20 protein-coding genes are annotated in these 20,130 nt (G+C 58.7%); 8 read left to right on the top strand and 12 right to left on the bottom strand.

Annotation, left to right across the window (positions count from 1 at the left end; all coding sequences use genetic code 11):
- The first annotated feature begins 48 nt into the window (after nt 1-48).
- The 5 genes from C6V82_RS12770 to purU all read left to right on the top strand — a co-directional run bounded on the left by C6V82_RS12770 (nt 49) and on the right by purU (nt 4,301).
- The gene (locus C6V82_RS12770) at nt 49-534 is read left to right on the top strand and encodes an Lrp/AsnC family transcriptional regulator (RefSeq protein WP_102586361.1); all 486 of its coding nucleotides are present in this window, start codon (nt 49-51) and stop codon (nt 532-534) included.
- A 205-nt stretch (nt 535-739) separates the two neighbouring features.
- Nucleotides 740-1,918 (top strand): glycine cleavage T C-terminal barrel domain-containing protein, encoded by a 1,179-nt coding sequence (locus C6V82_RS12765; protein ID WP_102586362.1) that lies wholly within the window; start codon nt 740-742, stop codon nt 1,916-1,918.
- 21 nt (nt 1,919-1,939) lie between these two features.
- A complete protein-coding gene (locus C6V82_RS12760; protein ID WP_102586363.1) occupies nt 1,940-2,410 on the top strand; it encodes a methylenetetrahydrofolate reductase C-terminal domain-containing protein in 471 nt (156 codons plus the stop codon).
- Nucleotides 2,403-3,431 (top strand): methylenetetrahydrofolate reductase, encoded by a 1,029-nt coding sequence (locus tag C6V82_RS12755; RefSeq protein WP_229843196.1) that lies wholly within the window; start codon nt 2,403-2,405, stop codon nt 3,429-3,431. Before C6V82_RS12760 ends, C6V82_RS12755 begins: the two co-directional genes overlap by 8 nt.
- A gap of 3 nt (nt 3,432-3,434) precedes the next feature.
- Nucleotides 3,435-4,301 carry a formyltetrahydrofolate deformylase gene (purU, locus tag C6V82_RS12750; RefSeq protein WP_102586365.1) on the top strand — a complete coding sequence of 289 codons (867 nt, stop codon included), beginning with the start codon at nt 3,435-3,437 and terminating at the stop codon, nt 4,299-4,301.
- A gap of 108 nt (nt 4,302-4,409) precedes the next feature.
- Here the strand turns inward: purU and C6V82_RS12745 are convergent, their stop codons facing one another.
- The 3 genes from C6V82_RS12745 to C6V82_RS12735 form a co-directional block, all read right to left on the bottom strand.
- Entirely contained in the window at nt 4,410-4,682 is a 273-nt protein-coding gene (locus C6V82_RS12745; RefSeq protein ID WP_102586366.1) for a CopG family antitoxin, read from the bottom strand.
- 165 nt (nt 4,683-4,847) lie between these two features.
- Nucleotides 4,848-5,486 carry a glutathione S-transferase family protein gene (locus C6V82_RS12740; RefSeq protein ID WP_102586367.1) on the bottom strand — a complete coding sequence of 213 codons (639 nt, stop codon included), beginning with the start codon at nt 5,484-5,486 and terminating at the stop codon, nt 4,848-4,850.
- 247 nt (nt 5,487-5,733) lie between these two features.
- A complete protein-coding gene (locus tag C6V82_RS12735) occupies nt 5,734-6,450 on the bottom strand; it encodes a ZIP family metal transporter (RefSeq protein ID WP_102586368.1) in 717 nt (238 codons plus the stop codon).
- Nucleotides 6,451-6,581: 131 nt separating this feature from the next.
- Here C6V82_RS12735 and C6V82_RS12730 point away from each other — a divergent pair, with 131 nt between their 5' ends.
- Nucleotides 6,582-8,111: a GGDEF domain-containing protein gene (locus C6V82_RS12730; RefSeq protein ID WP_102586369.1), complete on the top strand. Its 1,530-nt coding sequence runs from the start codon at nt 6,582-6,584 to the stop codon at nt 8,109-8,111.
- 10 nt (nt 8,112-8,121) lie between these two features.
- On the opposite strand, the gene C6V82_RS12725 is transcribed toward C6V82_RS12730, so the two are convergent.
- The 9 genes from C6V82_RS12725 to C6V82_RS12685 form a co-directional block, all read right to left on the bottom strand.
- Nucleotides 8,122-8,592 (bottom strand): GFA family protein, encoded by a 471-nt coding sequence (locus C6V82_RS12725; protein WP_102586370.1) that lies wholly within the window; start codon nt 8,590-8,592, stop codon nt 8,122-8,124.
- A gap of 65 nt (nt 8,593-8,657) precedes the next feature.
- Nucleotides 8,658-9,152 (bottom strand): GNAT family N-acetyltransferase, encoded by a 495-nt coding sequence (locus tag C6V82_RS12720; protein WP_102586371.1) that lies wholly within the window; start codon nt 9,150-9,152, stop codon nt 8,658-8,660.
- A 78-nt stretch (nt 9,153-9,230) separates the two neighbouring features.
- Nucleotides 9,231-10,853 (bottom strand): sensor histidine kinase, encoded by a 1,623-nt coding sequence (locus tag C6V82_RS12715; protein WP_102586372.1) that lies wholly within the window; start codon nt 10,851-10,853, stop codon nt 9,231-9,233.
- A 27-nt stretch (nt 10,854-10,880) separates the two neighbouring features.
- Nucleotides 10,881-11,672 (bottom strand): substrate-binding periplasmic protein, encoded by a 792-nt coding sequence (locus tag C6V82_RS12710; RefSeq protein ID WP_102586373.1) that lies wholly within the window; start codon nt 11,670-11,672, stop codon nt 10,881-10,883.
- Between the two features lie 79 nt (nt 11,673-11,751).
- On the bottom strand, nt 11,752-13,299 hold the full coding sequence (locus tag C6V82_RS12705) for a DUF3369 domain-containing protein (protein WP_102586374.1): 1,548 nt from the start codon (nt 13,297-13,299) through the stop codon (nt 11,752-11,754).
- Between the two features lie 336 nt (nt 13,300-13,635).
- Nucleotides 13,636-14,142 carry a GNAT family N-acetyltransferase gene (locus C6V82_RS12700; RefSeq protein ID WP_102586375.1) on the bottom strand — a complete coding sequence of 169 codons (507 nt, stop codon included), beginning with the start codon at nt 14,140-14,142 and terminating at the stop codon, nt 13,636-13,638.
- A gap of 14 nt (nt 14,143-14,156) precedes the next feature.
- Nucleotides 14,157-16,352: an OsmC domain/YcaO domain-containing protein gene (locus C6V82_RS12695; protein ID WP_102586376.1), complete on the bottom strand. Its 2,196-nt coding sequence runs from the start codon at nt 16,350-16,352 to the stop codon at nt 14,157-14,159.
- Between the two features lie 235 nt (nt 16,353-16,587).
- The gene (locus tag C6V82_RS12690; RefSeq protein WP_102586377.1) at nt 16,588-17,010 is read right to left on the bottom strand and encodes a GFA family protein; all 423 of its coding nucleotides are present in this window, start codon (nt 17,008-17,010) and stop codon (nt 16,588-16,590) included.
- Between the two features lie 19 nt (nt 17,011-17,029).
- A complete protein-coding gene (locus C6V82_RS12685; RefSeq protein WP_102586475.1) occupies nt 17,030-17,755 on the bottom strand; it encodes an aspartate/glutamate racemase family protein in 726 nt (241 codons plus the stop codon).
- A 151-nt stretch (nt 17,756-17,906) separates the two neighbouring features.
- Here C6V82_RS12685 and C6V82_RS12680 point away from each other — a divergent pair, with 151 nt between their 5' ends.
- Nucleotides 17,907-18,347 carry a DCC1-like thiol-disulfide oxidoreductase family protein gene (locus tag C6V82_RS12680; RefSeq protein WP_102586378.1) on the top strand — a complete coding sequence of 147 codons (441 nt, stop codon included), beginning with the start codon at nt 17,907-17,909 and terminating at the stop codon, nt 18,345-18,347.
- A gap of 178 nt (nt 18,348-18,525) precedes the next feature.
- Nucleotides 18,526-20,115, top strand: coding sequence for a BCCT family transporter (locus C6V82_RS12675; protein ID WP_102586379.1), 1,590 nt, complete (start codon nt 18,526-18,528; stop codon nt 20,113-20,115).
- Nucleotides 20,116-20,130: the final 15 nt, after the last annotated feature.

The raw sequence follows: 20,130 nt of genomic DNA, 5'->3' as shown, positions 1-20,130 counted from the left end.
TAGGAGGCCTATCTGCCTATCCCACCAGCCAGGGAGGGTAGTGAAACCATGCCAAAAACCAAGGTGGATGCCACGGATATCCGTATCCTGCGCGCCGTGCAGCAGCATGGCCAAGTCAGCAAGTCGCGGCTTTCGGAGTTGGTCAACCTGTCGCCGACCCCGTGCTGGATCCGCTTTACGCGGCTCAAGAAGGCGGGATTGATTCGGGGTTACCACGCTGACATTGCCCTCGACAGAATCCTGGACGTCACCAAAGTGGTCGTTATGGTATCGCTGAAAGAGCATCAAAAACGAGACTTCGAGCGGTTCGAGGCCTTTGTCGAGAGTATCGATGAGATTGTCGAGTGCATGGCCACAGGGGGTGGAATGGACTACGTCATCCGGGTCGTGACCCGAAGCCTCCCCGATTTCCAGAATGTCATGGAGAAACTCCTGGCCGCCAACCTCGGCATCGATCGCTATACCACCTATATCGGCACCCGTGAAACGAAGACATCCCAGGTCAACATCGCCCGGTTGTTGATGGAGGAATGAGGGGTCTATCAGGGTCGGTGCCCCCTCTCATATCAGGCACTTGCGGAAACTGGTCCAATTGGGCTGCGAACACGACATAAAAAAGCCCATCCATGCCAAATTCACCGGTTATTTAGGCCCAGCATTCGCGGAGGTCGGCGCTATAGTGAGCGCGTCACAAGCGATACCCACACTATTACAAGCGTAAAGCGCCAAGGTGGTTTCGATGAGCAACGTCACCTCACTCCAGAGTGCCTCCGGCCAGGCTGTCCACGACTCCTTCGGTTTCGGCACCCAGATTCGCAAGTCACCCTACTTCGCCGCCACCGTGCGTTGGGGCGCCACGGCTTTCTCCGTCTACAACCACATGTATATCCCGCGCGAGTTCACCGGCCCGGAAGACAACTTCTGGAACCTGGTGAATACCGCCATTCTCTGTGACGTCGCGGCCGAGCGTCAGGTGGAGGTCACCGGCCCCGATGCGGCGACGTTCGTCCAGTACCTCACCCCGCGTGACCTCTCGCAAATGGCCGTGGGTCAATGCAAGTACATTCTGATCACCGCCGAAGATGGCGGCATCCTCAATGACCCCATCCTTCTCAAGCTGGCGGAGAATCACTTCTGGATCTCCCTGGCCGACAGCGACATTCTGCTGTGGGCCAAGGGCGTGGCCATCCACTCGGGTCTGGATGTCGACCTCCGCGAACCGGACGTCTCGCCCCTCCAGCTCCAGGGGCCGCAGTCTGGCGAAATCATGCAGGCGCTCTTCGGCGAGACCATCAAGGACCTGCGTTACTACTGGTGGCGTGAGCTGGAGCTCAATGGCATCCCGCTGATCGTCTCGCGCACGGGGTGGTCCAGCGAACTGGGTTATGAGCTCTATCTGCGCGATGGCGCGCGTGGGGATGAGCTCTGGGAGACCATCATGGCCGCGGGCCTGCCCTTCGGATTGCAGCCCGGCCATACCTCCACGATTCGCCGCATCGAGGGCGGCATGCTCTCCTATCATGCCGACGCCGACATGCACACCAATCCCTTTCAGTTGGGCATGGATCGTCTGGTCAACCCGGACATGGAGGCCGACTTCATCGGCAAGAGCGCTTTGCAGCGCATCCGCCAGGAAGGTGTGCACCGCAAGCAGGTGGGGCTGGAAATCGAAGGCCCTGCCCTGACGGGTCCGAACACCTCCTTCTGGTCGCTCACCTACGGCAGCACCAATGTTGGCAAGGTCACCTCGGCGGTCTACTCCCCCAGGCTCGAGAAGAATATCGCCCTGGCCATGGTCATCACGCCCTGCAGCGACATCGGCACCCAGTTCGACGTCCACACACCGGATGGCGTGGCCCTGGCGACCGTGGTCGAAAAGCCCTTTTTCGACCCGCGCAAGCAACTCGCCACCCGCTGATCCCGCCCAGGAGAAACGCTCATGTATTCCGTTCGACTATGGGCTGCGAAACATGCGCGCTTGTTCGAGGTGGCGTACAACGCCTTTCACCCGGTACTGACCGGGTTGCAGCCGGTCTGGAAGGCGCTGGGAGATGAGCGCTCTGAAAGGGTCGTCGGTACGGTCGAAAGGCTGAGCAAGGAGTGGCTCTTCGACTGTCGGATGTGCGGCCAGTGCATTCTGAGCTCGACCGGCATGTCATGCCCGATGAATTGCCCGAAAAGCATGCGCAATGGCCCCTGCGGCGGCGTGATGCAGGACGGTCATTGCGAGGTGAAACCCGACATGCGATGCGTGTGGGTCGAAGCCTGGGAAGGCAGTCGGAAAATGCGGCACGGCGACCTGATCGGGGTGGTACAAGCCCCTGTCGACCATCGCTTGAAGGGGGCGTCCTCCTGGCTGAGGGAGGCAAGTCGCACCACACGGGACCAGGAGCAAGACCGCCATGACTAGCATGACTCAGCAGACTCAAAAAGGGTGCGACCAGCAGGCCAGGGGCTTCGCCGCCAAGGACCCGAGTGGCCGGCTGGAACAAGTGCTCAGGGCGGGCAACTTCGCCATCACCACCGAAATCGCCCCACCCGACTCGGCCAACCCGCAGGATGTCTTCGACCGGGCCGCGGTCTTCAGGGGCTTCGTCGACAGCATGAACGCCACGGATGGCTCAGGCGCCAACTGCCACATGTCCAGCTCCGCCATGTGCGCCCTGCTCAGCCGAGCCGGCTTTGAAACCGTCATGCAGATCTCCTGCCGGGACCGCAACCGCATTGCCATTCAGGGAGATGTGCTTGGCGCATCGGCACTCGGCATCAACAATATCCTGTGCCTGACCGGCGATGGTGTGCAGGCCGGGGATCACCCTCAAGCCAAGCCGGTCTTCGACCTGGACTCGATGTCGCTGCTGGAGACCATCATCAGCCTGCGCGACAAGCACCAATTCCTCAGCGGGCGCCGTATCAGCGATGCCCCGAACGTTTTCCTGGGCGCCGCCGAGAACCCCTTCGCTCCCCCCTTCGGCATGAGGGCGATGAGGCTGGCCAAGAAGGTGGCCGCCGGTGCGCAGTTCATTCAGACCCAGTACTGCTTCGACCTGCCGCGCATGCGCACCTTCATGCACCAGTGCCGTGACCTGGGCCTGCTAGAGAAGTGCTTCATCCTGCCCGGCGTGGGGCCTCTGGCCTCGGCGCGGGCAGCCAGATGGATGCGCCAGAATGTGCCCGGAGTACACATTCCCGATGCCATCATCGAGCGACTCGAAGGCGCCCTCGACCAACAGGCCGAGGGGCGTAATATCTGCATCGAGATGATACAGGCGCTACAGGAGATCGAAGGGGTCAGCGGTGTGCACATCATGGCGCATCGACAGGAGTCGAGTGTGCCGTCGATTGTGCAGGCCTCGGGGGCGCTGCGGGGCCGTACTCCCTGGACACCGGCGCTGAACCCTCTGGACCAGACGCAAACAGCCGAGGCCTGAACCATGGACACGTCCGACAACCAGTACGTCCTGAAAGTCAGTTGCAGAACCGGCACCGGCATCGTGGCGGGCATCACCAGTTATTTGTCGGAACGTGGATGCAACATCACGGAACTGGCCCAGTTCGATGACAATATCTCGGGGCAGTTCTTCATGCGTTGTGTACTCAGCATGCTGGACGATAGCGAGCACACTCTGGAGAGCCTTCATGCCGGCTTTGCGCATGTGGCCGAACGGTTCGACCTCGAGTGGAGCGCGCACGACCTGCAATCTCCGCCCCGGGTGCTGATCATGGTCTCACGCTTCGACCACTGCCTTGTGGACCTGCTGTATCGCCACTATAAGGGCGAGCTGAACATCGAGATTACCGCCGTGGTGTCCAACCACCCGGATCTGCAGCAGATTGTCGAGCGCGAAGGCATTTCGTTCATTCACCTTCCCGTCAGCGCGGACACCAAGCCAGAGCAGGAGGCGAGACTGCTCGACATCATCGAGGAAACGCGGTCGGAGCTGGTGGTGCTGGCCCGCTACATGCAGGTGCTCTCGGATGACCTCTGCCGGACACTACACGGTCGAGCGATCAATATTCATCACTCCTTCCTGCCGGGATTCAAGGGCGCCAAGCCCTATCACCAGGCGTTCGAGCGAGGCGTCAAGATCATCGGCGCCACGGCCCACTATGTCACGGCCGACCTGGACGAGGGCCCGATCATCGAGCAGTCCGTCCAGCCAGTGAATCATGCCTACTACCCCGATGAACTGGTAGCGCTTGGGCGCAATACCGAGACCATGGCCTTGGCAAGAGCGGTGAAACTGCATACCGAGCACCGCATCTTTCTGTCGGGCAACAAGACCATCATCTTTCATTGACACGACAGGCTGCGGTTGTTCTTCATCGAACACTTCCTAATCACTTCCATGATTAGAGTGAATTTTAGTGATTCGTCCCTGATTGATAGCCAATGCATACCTGGACCGCTACCGATCCTCATGCAAGCGTCCTTCCACGTACTTATGGAGAATACTGGCCACAAGCGTTTGGTAGGGAATACCTTCAGCGAGAGCTTTCTTCTGAAGCCCTCGAAGATCCTTGGAGGAAAGCCTGATGTTGATACGGGCATCTTTTTTGAACATGGCTTCCGCGTACTGCTGATGCCGTGCTTTCCGATCGTCAACATCTGGTGCTCTCTGCAACTCTCCAGCATCAAATGCATCCAGAATCTCTTGCTCTTCTTTATCCGACCTGCTCATTTCGGACCTCTCAAATACAACTTTGTCGCTTTTCGACTCGGAATGATCGTTTTAAGAAAAACTTCATCTTCCGATTCTATAAAGGGTACCAGGTAAGCGTACCCCTCTATATCAATCACGTGGGGGCATACGGTGCTAATCGCAAGGAGCCGTGGCGAGCACCGATCAGTCCGCCGCGGCGAAGTGTGCCATCTGATCGGCGTGGGCCTTCACGAAGGACGGGCGAGCCGTGGCCCGCGCAATGTAGTCGCGGCATGCCGGATGCTCCGTCAGCCCATCGAACCTGTCCACCAGGCGCAGTGCATCCGCCATGGCGATGTCGGCGATGGAAAAGCTCCCCGCCAGCCATTCACGCTCGGCCAGGATGGGCGCCAGGTGCTGAAGCCGGGACGCCAGGAAGCTGTCCAGCGTTTGCCTGCCTGGGGTGGCTTCGGTGTCGCCGCTGAATTTGAACAGCGCCCAGGGAAGGACCGCCATCTCGACGGAGTTGAGTGCCGCGAACAGCCATGCAATGGCGTCGCTGCGCCTGCGCGGCTCGGCCGGCATCAGCGCGTCACTGCGCTCGCCCAGGTGCAGCAGGATGGCGCCTGTCTCGAAAATCGAGAGGTCGCCATCGGTCAACCACGGCACCTGGCCGAAAGGTTGGTGCCGGAAATGCTCGGCACCGCGTGATTGAAACGGCACGCTTTCCACGCGATAGGTAAACCCGGCCTCTTCCAACGCCCAGCGCACACGCAGGTCGCGCACGAAGCCCCGGGGCATCTCGGGCACCCAATCGAAGGTGGTGAGAATCAGCTCGTTCATTCAGGCACTCCTCTTGAGGACGATATGCGTCACCGTTGCGCAAGCCACGCGTAGTTGACTCATGATGATCTCCACAGGTCACAGGGAATATTCAGGAGTCGGTCAGGCGCCCGGGATTTCGACACGCAGTAGATGAAAAATATGCGCACCTGCACATGCAGCTCAGCGATGTGGGCTTAGGCAGGGTCAATCTGGTTCGGCGAGCACGGGGCCTATTGAAGCTGGCTAAGGTCATTCAAGACGTTCGCTATGCGCCCGTCGCGACATGGCCCATTACCCCCAGCAAGAAACCACCAACAGCACCCAGCGGGGGCGCCCAATGTTTCTTCAATTTGGCCTGAGGAGCAATGTCCTGGAAAATCAGGTAAAGAATACCGCCCGCGGCAAATAGCATGATACCGCCCACCGCTTGCGGATATCCCGAGAGCACGAAGTAACCGAAGAACCCCGCCACCGGCCCCAACAAGGCCATCAGAACGAAGGCCCCAATGATCTTTTGTGGCCGGTAATCTGTCGATGATTTGAGTTCCCTGAAGGCATTGAAGCCTTCCGGCAGATTCTGCAGAGCAATGATGCCTGCCAGTAGTAGCCCGGCACTTTTAGAGAAGGCGAAGGTCGCACCCAGCGCCAACGCCTCCGGCACGAAGTCCGCAAGCATGGCAACTAACTGGCTAATAGGCGTATCGTTGGCGGCTAAACGCCTGTCGAGCATCATGAACACGACTCCCCCACCGGCGAAGCAGGCAGCGATCATCGGCGGGGAGAGACTTCGTACCCCTTCCGGCACAAGAACCAGCGCAACCGCTGCCAGCAGCGCACCACCCCCAAAGGCGATGACGCTGTGGCGAAATTCGTTTTCCAGCCAACGCGGATGGATATTCTCGACCGCGGCCATCGAGGCCCCGATTGGCATTGCCAGGCCCGCCATTAACGTCAGGGCAACAATTTGAAATAACTCACTCATAATGATTCACAAAAACGCTTTAAAGTAGAAATTAGTTTAGCTGCTTACATTCTAGAGGCACGATACGGCTGACGCACCGGGTGAACCAACGTCTCCTTGCCCAATGGGCACAAACAGGAGACCCTGGCGTCATGAGCGTTACCAAGCCATCTCCAATTCGGGCGGGGCGTCCGTTCAAGCGCCCCCACCGTCTCGCCCTGGCAACGCTGCCTCCGCGGGCCTTCGCCTTCTGCCATACCTTCGGGCTTACGGTGTGGATCGCGATGCTGGAGGGCAGCGGTTGGTCGCTGGTTCTGCCCGCGCTGCTGTTGCTGGTATGGCCAGCGGTGGCTTACGCCCATGCCGCCCTGGCGCAGGACTCCAAGCGCGCCGAGTTCAGGAACCTGTATTTCGATAGCCTGTTGTTTGGTGTCTGGTGCGGGGTACTGGAGTATTACTTCTGGGCCACGATGTTCATCGGCCTTGCCTGCTTGATGAACAACATGGTCGTCGGTGGCGTGCGCCGCATGGCGGGTTCGATGGCGCTGTTCCTCGGTGGTGCGTTGGGCTGGGGCGCGTTGACGGGATTCGAATTTCGCCCGTACGTAAGCGTCGAGGTCGACATCTATCAGGTAGCCGGCGCCGTGGTGTATTTCCTGGCGATTGCCAATGTGATGTTCGGCCAGAATCGCAAGATCGGGCGCAGCATCACCGAAATCGCATACAAGAACCGGGTCTTTCACGCCCTTCTCGACCTCGGTGTGGTGGCCAACCGTGCCCCTGACATCAACACCCTGCTCGATGACTCCTTGATGCATCTGCGCGCCGACTTCCCGCAGTACGGGTTCGCCGTGTTCCTCCAGGAGCGGCAACGCCCCGAGGTGACGCGCTATGCAGCGGTCGCAGGCCTTCGCATCAATGATGAGCATGGTCTGGGGCGCAGGTTGGCAGCGCTGCATGATCAGGATGCCGGCACCATCAAGCTGAGCGATAGCATGGACGGCGAGCAACTCTATGCCACCTCCATGGGAGGGAGGCTCAGCATGTACGATGGCTGGCTGGTGATACGCGCGCCCGGGCTAGATCCGGCCCTGGAGCGTGTGCTGACGCTGTTCGTCGATCAACTTGCGGCGGCTACCGAGAACAAGTTGCTGCATCTTGCGCTGAAGAAGGCGGCGGAACGCGATGGATTGACTGGCCTGTACAATCGCGGCTACCTCGAGTTGGCGCTACAACAGAGCATCAAGGGCAAGTTACAGCCACCCGGGTTGGATTTCGCCGTACTGATGATGGATGTCGACGGGCTCAAGGAGGTCAACGACCGGCACGGCCACGTGGTCGGCGACCAGTTCATCGCCATCGTCGCTGAACACCTGATGACACACTGCCGGGAGGGAGATACCCTCGCGCGCTATGGAGGGGACGAATTCGTCATCCTGTTTCCTTCCGCGGATCTGTCGGCAGCGGAACGTATCGCTGCCTTGATAAGGACACACATGGAAGGCAAGCGCTGCATGCTCATCGCCACCCAGGGCGAGCAGGTCGAGGTGACGCTTCGTCTGAGCCTGGGAAGCGCAAGCTCCAGGGAAGCGCCCGCGCAGGAAGTGCTTACCCTGGCGGACACCCGCATGTACGAAGACAAGTCCCGGCGCCGCAAACGCTCGGTACTGGGCCAAGAGTGATCGCCAAGGGTCACGCCTCCAGGCCCAGCCTTTGATGCCATTCGGCAATGCTCTCCTCCGGGTACCCGGCGAAGCACTTGTCCTGCTTCCGAGCCTCGACTTCCACCCAGTTAGCCTTGCTATCCAGCAGCAGGTGAACCCGCTCGGGCGGGATCGGCAACTCGCTGTCGATGGCCGAGGCGAAGGGGTGCACCAGCTCGGGCCAGCGCGGGTCGAACACCCAGAGCGCCGAGGCGCAGCGCCGGCAGAAGTGGCGCTCGCCGGGACTGGTTTCGCCATCGATCACCGCCTGGTAGACACCCTTGTGTTCGGCGCCTTCGATCTCGAGGGTCTCGGCATGCCCGCTCAGGTTGATGGCGTAGCCGCCGCCTCCGGCCGTCTTGCGACAGATGGAGCAGTAGCAGCGCTGGTAGGGATAGGGATGCGGGGAGTCCACGCGGAAGTACACCGCGCCGCAGTGGCAAGAGCCTTCGAGTCGCATGATCGTCTCTCCTGTTGCACACGTGTGCCTTCCAGTCTAGCGGCGAATCGGTGGCAATTTTTGAACTACCCCGCTGGTGTATTCGGTATCGCGAATTCCCGGCACATGATGGTCACTGCCTCGCCGCGATAGACGCGCTCTTCCAAGTCGCGCCAGCCCAGTCGCCGGTAGAGGGGCTGCTGATCCGGCGTGTAGAGATAGAAATGGCCGTGCCCCTGGGTGCGTGCTTCTTCTTCCACCCGCTGAACCAGCCGCGAGGCAATGCCCCTGCCGCGCCACGCCGGCAGCACGAACACCGACGCCAGCCAGGGAGTCAGGTCGAGGCGGTCGCTCATGTCGTCGGACACCAGGCTCGCCGTCCCCACTGGAGTGTTACCCGCAAGGGCGGCGAACACCGAGGGCACCCCGGCCGGGCCGCACTCCCCCCGAAGCAACTCGATGGCGGTCTCCACGTCCCTGCCGGGATGCAGATGCCCCCAGGCGTCGTGGGTCCATGCGGCCAGCGTGGCCACATGGGGCGAGTCGCCTGTCATGCGAACGATGCGAATCCTTTCTTCCATCGGATAATTGTTCCTCATTCTCTTCTAAGCTTGAAAGACATCGGGCGGATGAGCGTGCGCGAGGGGATCAGGTGTGCCCTATTTGGAGACCGGTTCATAGGGAATGGACTGAGGTAGCTTCAATATAAAGTCGACTCCACTGCCGGGCTCTGAATGAAACTCCAGACTTCCAAGAAGCTTCCCAGTGACGAGATTGTAAACGATGTTCAGGCCCAACCCGGAACCGCCATCACCACGCTTGGTGGTGAAAAAGGGTTCGAAAATCCTGCTTTGATGCTCTGTCGGGATGCCGTTGCCATTGTCTCGGTAATGAAGCATCACGGTGCCATCCTGCTCTTCGATGCGGATATGAATGCATGGAGAGTCGATATCTGAAAAGGCATGGCGAAGGCTGTTGAGTGTCAGGTTGGTGATGACTTGCGTGAGCACCCCTGGGAGACTCTTCATGGTGAGGTCTGCGGGGCAATCGATGGTCGGCTCCACGCCTTGCTTCGATGTCTCCGGGTGAAGGCTGGCCATGAGAGACTCCATCACCTCGCGTACGCGAAACTCTTCGCGTGCTTCCGACACCTGGTCCACAGCCGTGCGTTTGAAATCCTTGATGAGCCGAGCCGCCCTGTCCAGGTTTTTCACGATGAGCGTCTGACCGTCGTCCAGTGTGTCCAATAGCTCTTCCAGGCGCTCGCTTGTCAACGTGCGGTTCCTGAACTCCGTATTCAAATCAGCCAGGGTTTCCGTCATCAGCGATGCTGTGGTTACCGCAATTCCCAGCGGCGTATTCACCTCGTGTGACACCCCGGCGACAAGCCCACCGAGTGCGGCAAGCTTTTCTGATTCAATCAGCTGATTCTGTGCAGACTTCAATCGTTCCAGGCTCTCTGTGAGATCCTGAGTTCTTTCTGCGACGATTTTCTCTAGATTCTCGGAATAATCCTTCAGCTCTTCTTCAGCCCGCTTGATTTTGTGAAAGTTCTTGTCGATAGTGTCAAGATGATCATTCGTCACCTCGACCAACAGGCCGATTTCATCGTTCGAATGACCGACAAGACCTTTTATGCGCAACTCTTCAGGGGAATTGACATCGAACCGCAAAATTGAATTGATAACCGTGTTCAATGGATGAATGACCTTGGCCAACACCAGGCCAAGCAAACCCAGACAAATAAGCAGAGCGTAGACCAGCGTAGAAAATACCGCGGTAATCGAGCGACGCAGGAATGTCTTTCCATATTGTTGGGGATTCAGGTTAATATCCAGCTCTCCCAAAGACTCAACGCCAATGGAAAGTTCCGTTGTCAATTCCCATGAATAACGCTTGTTAGTATCGAAGAGCAAGTCGAGCAATAAATTGCCATCCTCAGCGCTTACCGGGCTTTCACTATGGGCAAGTACCTCGCCGTTCGGCAACAAAATTTGGGCTTCGATGACAGCAGGATGTTGCAACGCCCCGCCTACAAGCTCCTGGGCAGTCGAAGGATCCAGGTTAAATGCCACTTTGGTGGCAGGATCTCTGAGTAGCCCGATGAGCGTTCTGGCATCTTCATCGGGCAATTCGCGCGTTTCGAAATAGTCTATCGAAATCTGAATGGCGCTGATGACGATGCCCATGCAAAGGGCGACGAGAGATACCGCGCGCGTGAGCTTCCAGGACAGGCTTCGATCAACGGTGCGACCCGCCGCTTCCGGTTTGGCATTGATCATGATGCCACTGGCTCCCTTGCAATCACGCTATGGCGCTCCGGTTGCGTAGCCTATTTCTTCATAAAACTTTTCCAATAGCGCCTGGTATCCGCCATTATTCTCAAACTCCTGAAGACCGCTTTCGAACAGTTCCGCAAGTCTCTGGCCATCGGAGTTCTCCCTGGAAAAAGCCAACCAGAACCCGTCCAGACTTATTTGACCAACTCGATGGATATTACCTCTCATTTCCTCATCGGCATTTATCCTCAGATAAGCTGGCATGGTATTGACAATTGCATAGTCCAACCGGTCGATGAGCAGCAACTTCAGTTGCTGCTCATCAGAGTTGACGGGGAGGTGTTGTATATCGCTATCTTCCATGAGCGCGGTCGGGTAGGTATATCCAATGGTGGTTCCCACCACAGATCCTTTGAGATCCTCGGCTGATACGTCATCCTTGCGGCGGTCACTCAATGCGAAAATGGCCAGCTCTTCGTTGAACATCGGGCTGTTGTGCCAATAGTAATCGTCACGGTTGCCTTCGGTGATGGTGGCATTGAAGCAAGCATCCGTGCGACCGGTCTTGGCATAATGCAAACATCTGGAAAAAGGCACGGTAATAAACTCGACATCGATGCCTTTTAACGCGAAGCTGGCCTCGACAATTTGTGGAGACAGACCTGAAAGCTTCCCCTCATCGTCCACCCAAGAGTACGGAGCCCAGTCATTCTCCGCGGCAATCAGCAGCGACTCCGCCCAGGTAACTCGTGGACACACCATCAGCATGATGGCGCTCAGTACAGGAATGTTTCTCTTGCAGATCCCTATGGAATCGAGCATGATCAGGCTCCTTCGAATTATTCTTTGTTACCTGCATGTTCTTTGTTACCTGCATGATACTTACGTTATATTTCGTTCGTTATATTTCGTTCACGTTGTCAGGATGCTTATCACGGACCGCGAAGAATTCCTTGTGATGCTCCAAGAAAAGATCCACTAGAGTAGGATCGAAATGCTTGCCTCGCTCTGACTTGAGGAGCTCAAGGATTTTCTCTTCGGGCCACGGCTCCTTGTAAGAGCGCTTCGACCCCAAGGCATCCACCACATCCGCCACTGCAGTGATCCGCCCTTCTATTGGAATTTCCTCGCCGGCGATACCATTCGGATATCCGCTGCCATCCCACTTCTCATGATGATAGCCGGCGATCAACGCCCCCATTCTCATGACTTCACGAGAAGACTTTTTAAGAATATCAACGCCATACTCCACATGCTTTTCCATTAAGGTCCATTCTTCAGCGGTCAGCTTTCCGGGTTTGTGAAGTATTGAATCCGGTATCGCCACCTTACCGATGTCATGCAGCGGTGACGCCAGTTTCATCAACATGCATTGCCTTTCCGGAAGCCCATACAGCTGCGCCAGCCGTTCGCTCACCAATGCCACTCGAATGACGTGTGCTCCTGTTTCTCGGCTACGCGCTTCAACAGCATTGGCTAACGTATAGACCAGTTCGCTTGAGGTTTCCTGAAAACTCTCGAACAGGCTGATGCTTTCAAATGTAATCGCCACATTGCTGACATAGAGCTCAAGTAACTGCAAATCCAGATCATTGAGTGGTTGATTGTATGTCAGGTAAAGCAGGTTGTGGGTACCCCGCTTGCCGTGCGAGTAAAACAGATAAGCATCGTCATAGAGCTGACTTTGCCGCGTGCTGCTGGCATCGGTTATTCGCTCGATGACCTTCTGCGGAAGACTCTTAAGTTCCCGTAATGTTTTGCATTCCACGAAATCCCCGGTAGAGGCCAGAATGTGCAGTTCTCCTTCCACCTGGTCACCATCGGGAAGTTCCACACAGTAGATGGCCGATTCACCAAGGTTCAACAGGTTCATCAACTGGGCAAGTACCGCCGTCGCGAACTGGTTGAACGTGGTGCTACTTTGCACCGATGAGCAGGATTCGATCACACGCTTCAATCCGTCGCGCTGCGCTTCGATCACGCATATGTCCCGGTAGGCGCGTAGTGTCGAATAGAGCAAGGTGCGTAATTTCTGGGTGGTAAGCTCGGTCTTTTCCTTGTAGTCATCGATCTCGTAGTCCCGGATCACCTGGTCTTCCGGTGCCTGGCCTGCCTGCCCGGTGCGCAGTATCAACCGGGATTTGCGATTCTTGAGACGTTCCCTAACCTCGCGTATCAAGTCCAGGCCGGCATGCTCGGTTTCCATCACCACGTCGATCATCGCCAGCGCGATATCGTCGTGCTGCTCGAAAATCTCCAGGGCTTCCCGCGCCGACATCGCGGAGAGCAGCTCCAAACGCTCACCTTGAAACCGGAAGCTGCGCAGCGCGAGCTTGGTAACCGTGTGAACTTCCGGCTCATCGTCTACGATCAGAACCTTCCAGACACGCTCATCCTCCGTAGCGTGCAAGACGCCAGCCTCGGACGATGACGTGCGAAGAAAGTCCATAGAAACTCCTCATGCCACAATGGGCACAATATGTAGATTCGATATCCTCTGATGTAATGGTCCCCAGGCGCCCGTGCGGGAGCTTCTGAGCCAGGAGGGGAGCACGCCTATGCCATCTTCCAATTAGCATGTGACTATGAACTTATGCGACACAACCCGTAAATGCAAATCACAGTTTTACATTGTGCCGTAACACGCAACTTGTGCTCTTTAACATGAATTTTTTGTCGATATTCATCCCAAATATCATGACGTCAGTGCCTTCCAATTGTCATGAGTACGTGACATGTATCACGGCTTTCGTGATGATCGTTCGCTTTGGACTTGTTCATTTCGTCATGCCTTCACGACGAAAGCCTGATGATAAGTGACCTCTCCCTTGGGATACTCGCCACTCAATGACAACGACTGAAAATACTCCGCCGGAACACCGGGATAGACCAGACCCGGAACGACCCTGAAGCCAAAGCGGGAGTAATAGCCAGGATATCCCAACACGACACAGCCCGCGGCTCCCAGCCCCTGGAGCTCGTCAAGCGCACGCGTCATCAGTTGCGAACCCACACCCTGTCGCTGGTGGTCGGGGTACACGGAGATTGGCCCAAGCCCGTACCATCCCGCTGCCCCATCCGACACGCTGACGGGAGAAATGGCCACATGGCCAATCACTTCCCCCTGCGACTCGGCGACCAGCGATACGGCCAGCACCCCGCTGCGTCGCAGCACGTCGACGATGAATGGCTCGGTATGGTCGGTATGCGGTGCATCGCGAAAGGCCAGTTCGGTGACGCGATGGATGCTTTCCACGTCATCCGGGCGCTCTTGGCGAATATGACTGGCCATGCTCTGCCTCGGGTTCACGAAATGGCGATGCCTGCCTTGGTGGCACGCGCCGCGTGCAGCTTCTTGTAGCTCTCGATCAAGCGCTGGTGCTTCTCGAGGCCTTCGAGTTGCATGTTGGTGGGGGTCAGGCCATGGAAGCGAACCTCGCCGTTCACCGAGCCCACCACCGCGTTCATGGTCTCTGCGCCAAACATGCGGTTGAGATTCGGCAGGTAATCCTCCAACGCCAGGTCGTCGTCCAGAGTGATCTCCAGCACTGCATTCACCGCACGATAGAACAGTTCGCGCTCCACGGTGTTGTCGTTGAACTGCATGAAAATCTCGACCCGCTCCAGCGCCTCTTCATGCTGCCCCAGCGCCAGATTGATCAAGAGCTTCAGCTCGAGGATGGTGAGCTGGCCCCACACGGTATTCTCGTCGAACTCGACGCCGATCAGCGTGATGATGTCCATGTGGTCGTCGAGCTGGCTCTCCTCCAACCGCTCCAGCAACTCGGCCAGGCGATCGTCGCTCAGGCGGTGAAGTTCCAGGATGTCTTCGCGGTAATCCAGCGACTTGTTGGTGTTATCCCAGATCAGGTCATCCACCGGATAGACCTCGGAATAACCGGGCACCAGAATGCGGCACGCCGCAGCACCCAGCTCTTCGTAAACGGCCACGTACGCTTCCTTGCCCATGTCCTCGAGAATCTTGAACAGACAGGCCGCTTCTTGCTTGTTGGTGCCCGAAAAATCCCATTCGTGGAACGGATAGTCATGCTTTTCGCTGAAAAAGCGCCAGGAGACCACGCCGGTGGAATCGATGAAGTGCTCGACGAAGTTGTTGGGTTCCGAGACCGTCAGGCCATTGAAGGTGGGAGGCGGCACATCGTTCAAGCCTTCGAAGCTACGCCCCTGCAGCAACTCGGTAAGGCTTCGCTCCAGTGCCACTTCAAAGCTCGGATGTGCACCGAACGATGCGAAGACACCGCCCGTTCGAGGGTTCATCAGAGTGACACAGGCCACGGGGAACCGCCCACCCAGCGAGGCATCCTTGGCCAGCACCGGAAAGCCTTGGGCTTCCAGCGCCCGTATGCCTTCGAGAATACCGGGGTACTTCTCCAGCACATGCAACGGCACGTCGGGCAGGGCTAGTTCCTCTTCGATGATCTGCTTTTTAACGGCCCGCTCGAAGATTTCCGACAGGCACTGCACTTCGGTCTCGACCAGGGTATTGCCGGCACTCATGCCATTGCTGAGAAACAGGTTTTCGATCAGGTTCGACGGGAAGTACACCACTTCGCCATCGGACTTGCGCACGAAGGGCAGCGAGACAATGCCACGCTCCACCTTGCCAGAGTTGGTATCGATCAGGTGCGAGCCGCACAGTTCATCGTCTGGGTCGTATATCGCCCGGGTATGATCATCGAGTATGCCATCGGGGAGTTCGTCGTTCGGCCCCGGTTGAAACCACTTCTCGTTGGGGTAGTGGACGAACTCGCTGTTGGCGATCTCTTCACCGAAGAACTGGTCGTTATAGAAGAAGTTGCAGCTCAGCCGCTCAATGAACTCGCCCAGTGCCGAGCACAAGGCGCTCTCCTTTGTGGCGCCCTTGCCGTTGGTGAAGCACATCGGCGAGGCGGCGTCGCGAATATGCAGCGACCACACGTGGGGCACGATATTGCGCCAGGAGGCGATCTCGATCTTCATGCCGAGGTCCGCCAGGATCGCCGTCATGTTGGCGATGGTGTCCTCCAGCGGAAGATCCTTGCCCTCGATCCAGGTACTGCCCTCGCCTTCGGATTTGGCCATCAGCAGGGCCTGGGCATCCTCGTCGATGTTTTCCACGGTGTCGATCTGAAACTCGGGGCCGGTCTGTACCACCTTCTTGACCGTACACCGCTCTATGGATCTCAGGATGCCTTCACGGTGCTTGGCGGGAAGATCCTCCGGCAACTCGACCTGGATCTTGAAGATCTGGTTGTAGCGATTCTCGGGGTCGACGATGTTGTTCTGCGACAGCCGGATATTCTCCGTGGGAATATCGCGCGCCAGGCAGTAGACCCGAACGAAATACGCCGCGCACAGCGCCGAAGACGCCAGGAAGTAGTCGAATGGGCTGGGGGCTGAGCCATCGCCCTTGTAGCGGATCGGCTGGTCGGTGATGACGGTGAAATCGTCGAACTTGGCTTCAAGTCTGAGATTTTCGAGAAAGTTGACCTTGATTTCCATTGACAGACACCAGATTCGTTGCGAAGGCGTATAGCGCTATATAGACACCATTATCCAGTTTTCAGAGCCATTCGTCTTGGAACTCGGCGAAATCGGCGACACATTAGCCGAGGGCGTTGCAACACCCGATACGCTTCGTCATTTGCCGTATTCACGCTCCACTCTGGCGATTTCTGACATCGCATGCTCTCGTGTGATGGCCGGCATGCTCCCGGTTATTCATTCGCCCGAGCATTCATTCGCCCGTGTACTGGGCGAATACCTCTTCCCCGGTGAGATTTCGCGTGTTGTCGGCGAAAGCGTAGTACGACGGCTTCTGGTCGATGAATATCTGTTCGGCGAAACGCCACGGGCGATGGTCATCGAGCAGCCCGACCGGAATCGCGACATGTCCACCCTCTTTCAGGCGATAGAACAGATGGGTACCGCACTGCTTGCAGAAGCCGCGCTCGGCCCATTCCGATGACCCGAAGGTGGCGACATTCTCCGCTCCCTCGAGTTGCATGTCGGCTTCGCACTCCACCGCAAACAGTGGGCCGCCTCCCCATTTTCGGCACATCGAGCAGTGGCAGGCGCCGAACTTGTCGCTCTTGGGTGACGCGGCGATACGAACGGCGCCACAAAGACACGCGCCATGATGGGTGTTGTCAGCTGTCATGTTGCACTCCTTGAGTTCATCACGTTGATGACTGGCTGCAGGAGGACGAACCGTGATCCTCTAGCGCCACCTTCACGGCCTCGCCGGCATGCAGCTCGGTGGTATCGTAAATCGGTGTGGAGGTATCGGCTTGTTGAATCAGCAGGCCGATTTCGGTGCATCCCAGGATCACGCCCTGGGCGCCTCGAGCCGCGAGCCCTGCGATGATGGCGTGATAGTCACGCCGCGAATCCGCATCGATGTGGCCAAGGCAGAGCTCTTCGTAGATCACCCGGTGCACCCGCTCTCGGGCCGGATCGTCCGGTATCAGCACCTCGATGCCTTGCGCCTCCAACCGCTCGCGATAGAAGGCTTGCTCCATGGTGAAGCGGGTACCCAGGAGCCCCACGCGGGTGATGCCATCGCGCTCGAGGGTGGCGGCAGTGGCATCGGCGATATGCAGCAGAGGGATGTCCACGGCGCTCGAGACTTGGTCGGCCACCTTATGCATGGTGTTGGTGCAGATGATCAAAAAATCCGCGCCTGCCGCTTCCAGGGCCTGGGCGGCACTGGCGAGTATTCGCGCCGTGGCCTCCCAGTCGCCCTGGTGCTGCAGGCGCTCGATCTCGGCGAAATCCACGCTGTAGAGCACGACCCGGGCGGAGTGCAGGCCACCCAGCGCCTGTTTCACCTGCTGATTGATCAGCCGGTAGTAGGTCTGGGTGGATTCCCAGCTCATGCCGCCGATCATGCCGATGGTCTTCATGGTCACCTCCGTGTTGACGATTGTCTCGATCCGCATGGGCCTGTCGCGATGCCATGACCGCACTGATGGCAATCCCCACTGGTCACTGGCAAGCCTAGTAGGTAACGCGCATGCTGGGTGTGACATCCGCCATCGCCTGCCGGGGAACCCCATGCCACACCAGAACCCGCGCCCGGACACCTCGGACACGACCGATCCGCAAGGTGCCTCCCCACGGCTGCGCCTTGTCTACGACGGCGAATGCCCGATGTGCCGGCGCTATGTGCGCCTGCAGCGCATCCGACGCGATGTCGGCGAGCTGGAACTCATCGATGGGCGGGCGCCAGGCCAGGCACGCGACGAGCTCACGGCGCAGGGTATCGACCTCGACGAGGGGTTCGCCCTGCAGGTCGGTGAACGCTGGTACCACGGTAGCGATGCCCTGCACCGCATGACCTTGCTGGGCACCCGCAGCGGCGTATTCAACCGCTTGATGTACCGCCTGTTCGCCGACCAGGCGCGCACGGCCCAGCTTTACCCATGGCTGCGCGGCTGTCGCAACGGACTGCTGCGCTTGTTGGGCAAGCCGCCCATGGACAATCTGCGGCGCTAGTCCTCCGCCGCATCATGCAGCACGGTCCCCGCGGCCCTGAATGTGCAGCCCCGCCAACGAATTACCCGCAAACAGCCCAGGCAGTTAGACATTAGTCGCATGACTGTTATCATGCTGTCGCTCTAGTCGGCGCCATGCCCGCATGGCCCGGTCATTCTCTTCCGCTAGAGCCTACTCCATGCCTTCGAACGACACGCCTCCCGGCCCCCGGGCCAACCGCCTTTCGCACTTCGGCGACCCGCTGGTCATGCTTCTCAGCATCGGCTTCATTCTCGCCTTCGTGGCGCTTTCACTCTACGACATCACCCTGGTGGCGGACACCATCAGCGCGGGCTTCGCTTGGACAGCCGAGACCCTTGGCACCTACTTCCAGCTCCTGCTGCTGCTGACCTTCCTGATCGCCATCGGCGTTGCCATCTCGCCAGCCGCCGGGGCAAGAGTAGGCAACCTTACCTCGCCACAGCTGAGCACCTTCAAGTGGCTGTCGATGATCATGTGCACCCTGCTGGCCGGAGGCGGCGTGTTCTTCGCCGCCGGCGAGCCGATCTACCACTTCGTGGTCACGCCACCGGCCTTCGATACGCAAGCGGGCACCGCCGAGGCGGTGGCCGGTGCACTGGCGCAGTCGTTCATGCACTGGGGCTTTCTGGCCTGGGCGGTACTGGGTTCGCTATCCGCCATCGTGCTGGCCCATGCCCACTATGTGAAGGGGCAACCGCTCAAGCCACGTACCCTGCTCTATCCGGTGTTAGGCGAGCGCGTGATGAAGGGCGTCACGGGAAGCGTGGTGGACGCCTGCTGCGTGATCGCGGTGGTTGCGGGCACCGTGGGGCCGATCGGGTTTCTCGCGACCCAGGTGAGCTTCGGCCTGCATGAGCTGTTCGGTGTCGGCCAGGGCTTCGCCACGCAACTGGCCATTCTGGTGGCATTGGCTCTGGTGTACGTCACTTCCGCCATGACCGGCATTCACAAGGGTATTCAGGTGCTGTCACGCTTCAATGTCTTCCTGGCACTGGCCATTGCCGCGGTGATCCTGGTCTTCGGCCCGACCCTGTTTCTGGTCAACGCCTTCAGTCAGGGCTTCGGTGAATACCTGAACTCCTTCTTCCGCATGGCGACCATGAGCGCCGAGACGGCCCCCGCCTGGTGGATGCAGTGGTGGACGGTGTTCTTCTTCGCCTGGTTCATCGGTTACGCACCGCTGATGGCGATCTTCGTAGCGCGTATCTCGCGAGGCCGCACCATCCGCGAGATGATCCTTGCCGTCGCGGTGATGGCACCGGTGGCCACCTCCATCTGGTTCACCCTGCTGGGAGGCTCCGGCATCCACTACCAGCTGACCGAAGCGATCGACCTTACCGAGGCGCTGAACAACTTCCAGTTCGACGTGGCCACCCTTACCGTGGCCCAAGCCCTGCCGGGCGGCACCTTCATGGCGCTGGCCATCCTGGTGCTGACCAGCATCTTCGTGGCCACCACCGGCGATTCGATGAGTTACGCGATTGCCGTGGTATGTGCCGGCCACGACGAGCCAAGCCCTCTGGTGCGCGCTTTCTGGGGCATCGCCATGGCGCTGATGGCGGGGATCCTGCTGTACATGGGCGCCGGGCAGATCGGTGCATTGCAGCAGTTCATCGTGATCACGGCGATTCCGGTCTCGCTGGTGCTGTTGCCTTCGCTGTGGGCCGGCCCGCAGGCCGCCTATGCCATGGCCCGGGAGCAAGGCATCCTGCCCGTGGCCGAGAAGGATGCCAGCCAGCCTGGCTGAGCGGCATCACGGCAA

This window comes from Halomonas urumqiensis (assembly GCF_003028575.1).
In the GTDB taxonomy this organism is placed as follows: Bacteria; Pseudomonadota; Gammaproteobacteria; order Pseudomonadales; family Halomonadaceae; genus Halomonas; species Halomonas urumqiensis.
This window is presented reverse-complemented; position numbering and strand designations above follow the sequence as displayed.

Excerpts from the sequence above, each read along its gene's own strand:
- C6V82_RS12755 (WP_229843196.1), top strand. The coding sequence starts at position 2,403 with ATGACTAGCATGACTCAGCAGACTCAAAAAGGGTGCGACCAGCAGGCC.
- C6V82_RS12685 (WP_102586475.1), bottom strand. The coding sequence starts at position 17,755 with ATGAAGACCATCGGCATGATCGGCGGCATGAGCTGGGAATCCACCCAG.
- C6V82_RS12710 (WP_102586373.1), bottom strand. The coding sequence starts at position 11,672 with ATGCTCGATTCCATAGGGATCTGCAAGAGAAACATTCCTGTACTGAGC.
- C6V82_RS12770 (WP_102586361.1), top strand. The coding sequence starts at position 49 with ATGCCAAAAACCAAGGTGGATGCCACGGATATCCGTATCCTGCGCGCC.
- C6V82_RS12690 (WP_102586377.1), bottom strand. The coding sequence starts at position 17,010 with ATGACAGCTGACAACACCCATCATGGCGCGTGTCTTTGTGGCGCCGTT.
- C6V82_RS12715 (WP_102586372.1), bottom strand. The coding sequence starts at position 10,853 with ATGATCAATGCCAAACCGGAAGCGGCGGGTCGCACCGTTGATCGAAGC.
- C6V82_RS12720 (WP_102586371.1), bottom strand. The coding sequence starts at position 9,152 with ATGGAAGAAAGGATTCGCATCGTTCGCATGACAGGCGACTCGCCCCAT.
- C6V82_RS12740 (WP_102586367.1), bottom strand. The coding sequence starts at position 5,486 with ATGAACGAGCTGATTCTCACCACCTTCGATTGGGTGCCCGAGATGCCC.
- C6V82_RS12675 (WP_102586379.1), top strand. The coding sequence starts at position 18,526 with ATGCCTTCGAACGACACGCCTCCCGGCCCCCGGGCCAACCGCCTTTCG.
- C6V82_RS12680 (WP_102586378.1), top strand. The coding sequence starts at position 17,907 with ATGCCACACCAGAACCCGCGCCCGGACACCTCGGACACGACCGATCCG.
- C6V82_RS12730 (WP_102586369.1), top strand. The coding sequence starts at position 6,582 with ATGAGCGTTACCAAGCCATCTCCAATTCGGGCGGGGCGTCCGTTCAAG.
- C6V82_RS12725 (WP_102586370.1), bottom strand. The coding sequence starts at position 8,592 with ATGCGACTCGAAGGCTCTTGCCACTGCGGCGCGGTGTACTTCCGCGTG.
- purU (WP_102586365.1), top strand. The coding sequence starts at position 3,435 with ATGGACACGTCCGACAACCAGTACGTCCTGAAAGTCAGTTGCAGAACC.
- C6V82_RS12695 (WP_102586376.1), bottom strand. The coding sequence starts at position 16,352 with ATGGAAATCAAGGTCAACTTTCTCGAAAATCTCAGACTTGAAGCCAAG.
- C6V82_RS12700 (WP_102586375.1), bottom strand. The coding sequence starts at position 14,142 with ATGGCCAGTCATATTCGCCAAGAGCGCCCGGATGACGTGGAAAGCATC.
- C6V82_RS12735 (WP_102586368.1), bottom strand. The coding sequence starts at position 6,450 with ATGAGTGAGTTATTTCAAATTGTTGCCCTGACGTTAATGGCGGGCCTG.
- C6V82_RS12705 (WP_102586374.1), bottom strand. The coding sequence starts at position 13,299 with ATGGACTTTCTTCGCACGTCATCGTCCGAGGCTGGCGTCTTGCACGCT.
- C6V82_RS12765 (WP_102586362.1), top strand. The coding sequence starts at position 740 with ATGAGCAACGTCACCTCACTCCAGAGTGCCTCCGGCCAGGCTGTCCAC.
- C6V82_RS12760 (WP_102586363.1), top strand. The coding sequence starts at position 1,940 with ATGTATTCCGTTCGACTATGGGCTGCGAAACATGCGCGCTTGTTCGAG.
- C6V82_RS12745 (WP_102586366.1), bottom strand. The coding sequence starts at position 4,682 with ATGAGCAGGTCGGATAAAGAAGAGCAAGAGATTCTGGATGCATTTGAT.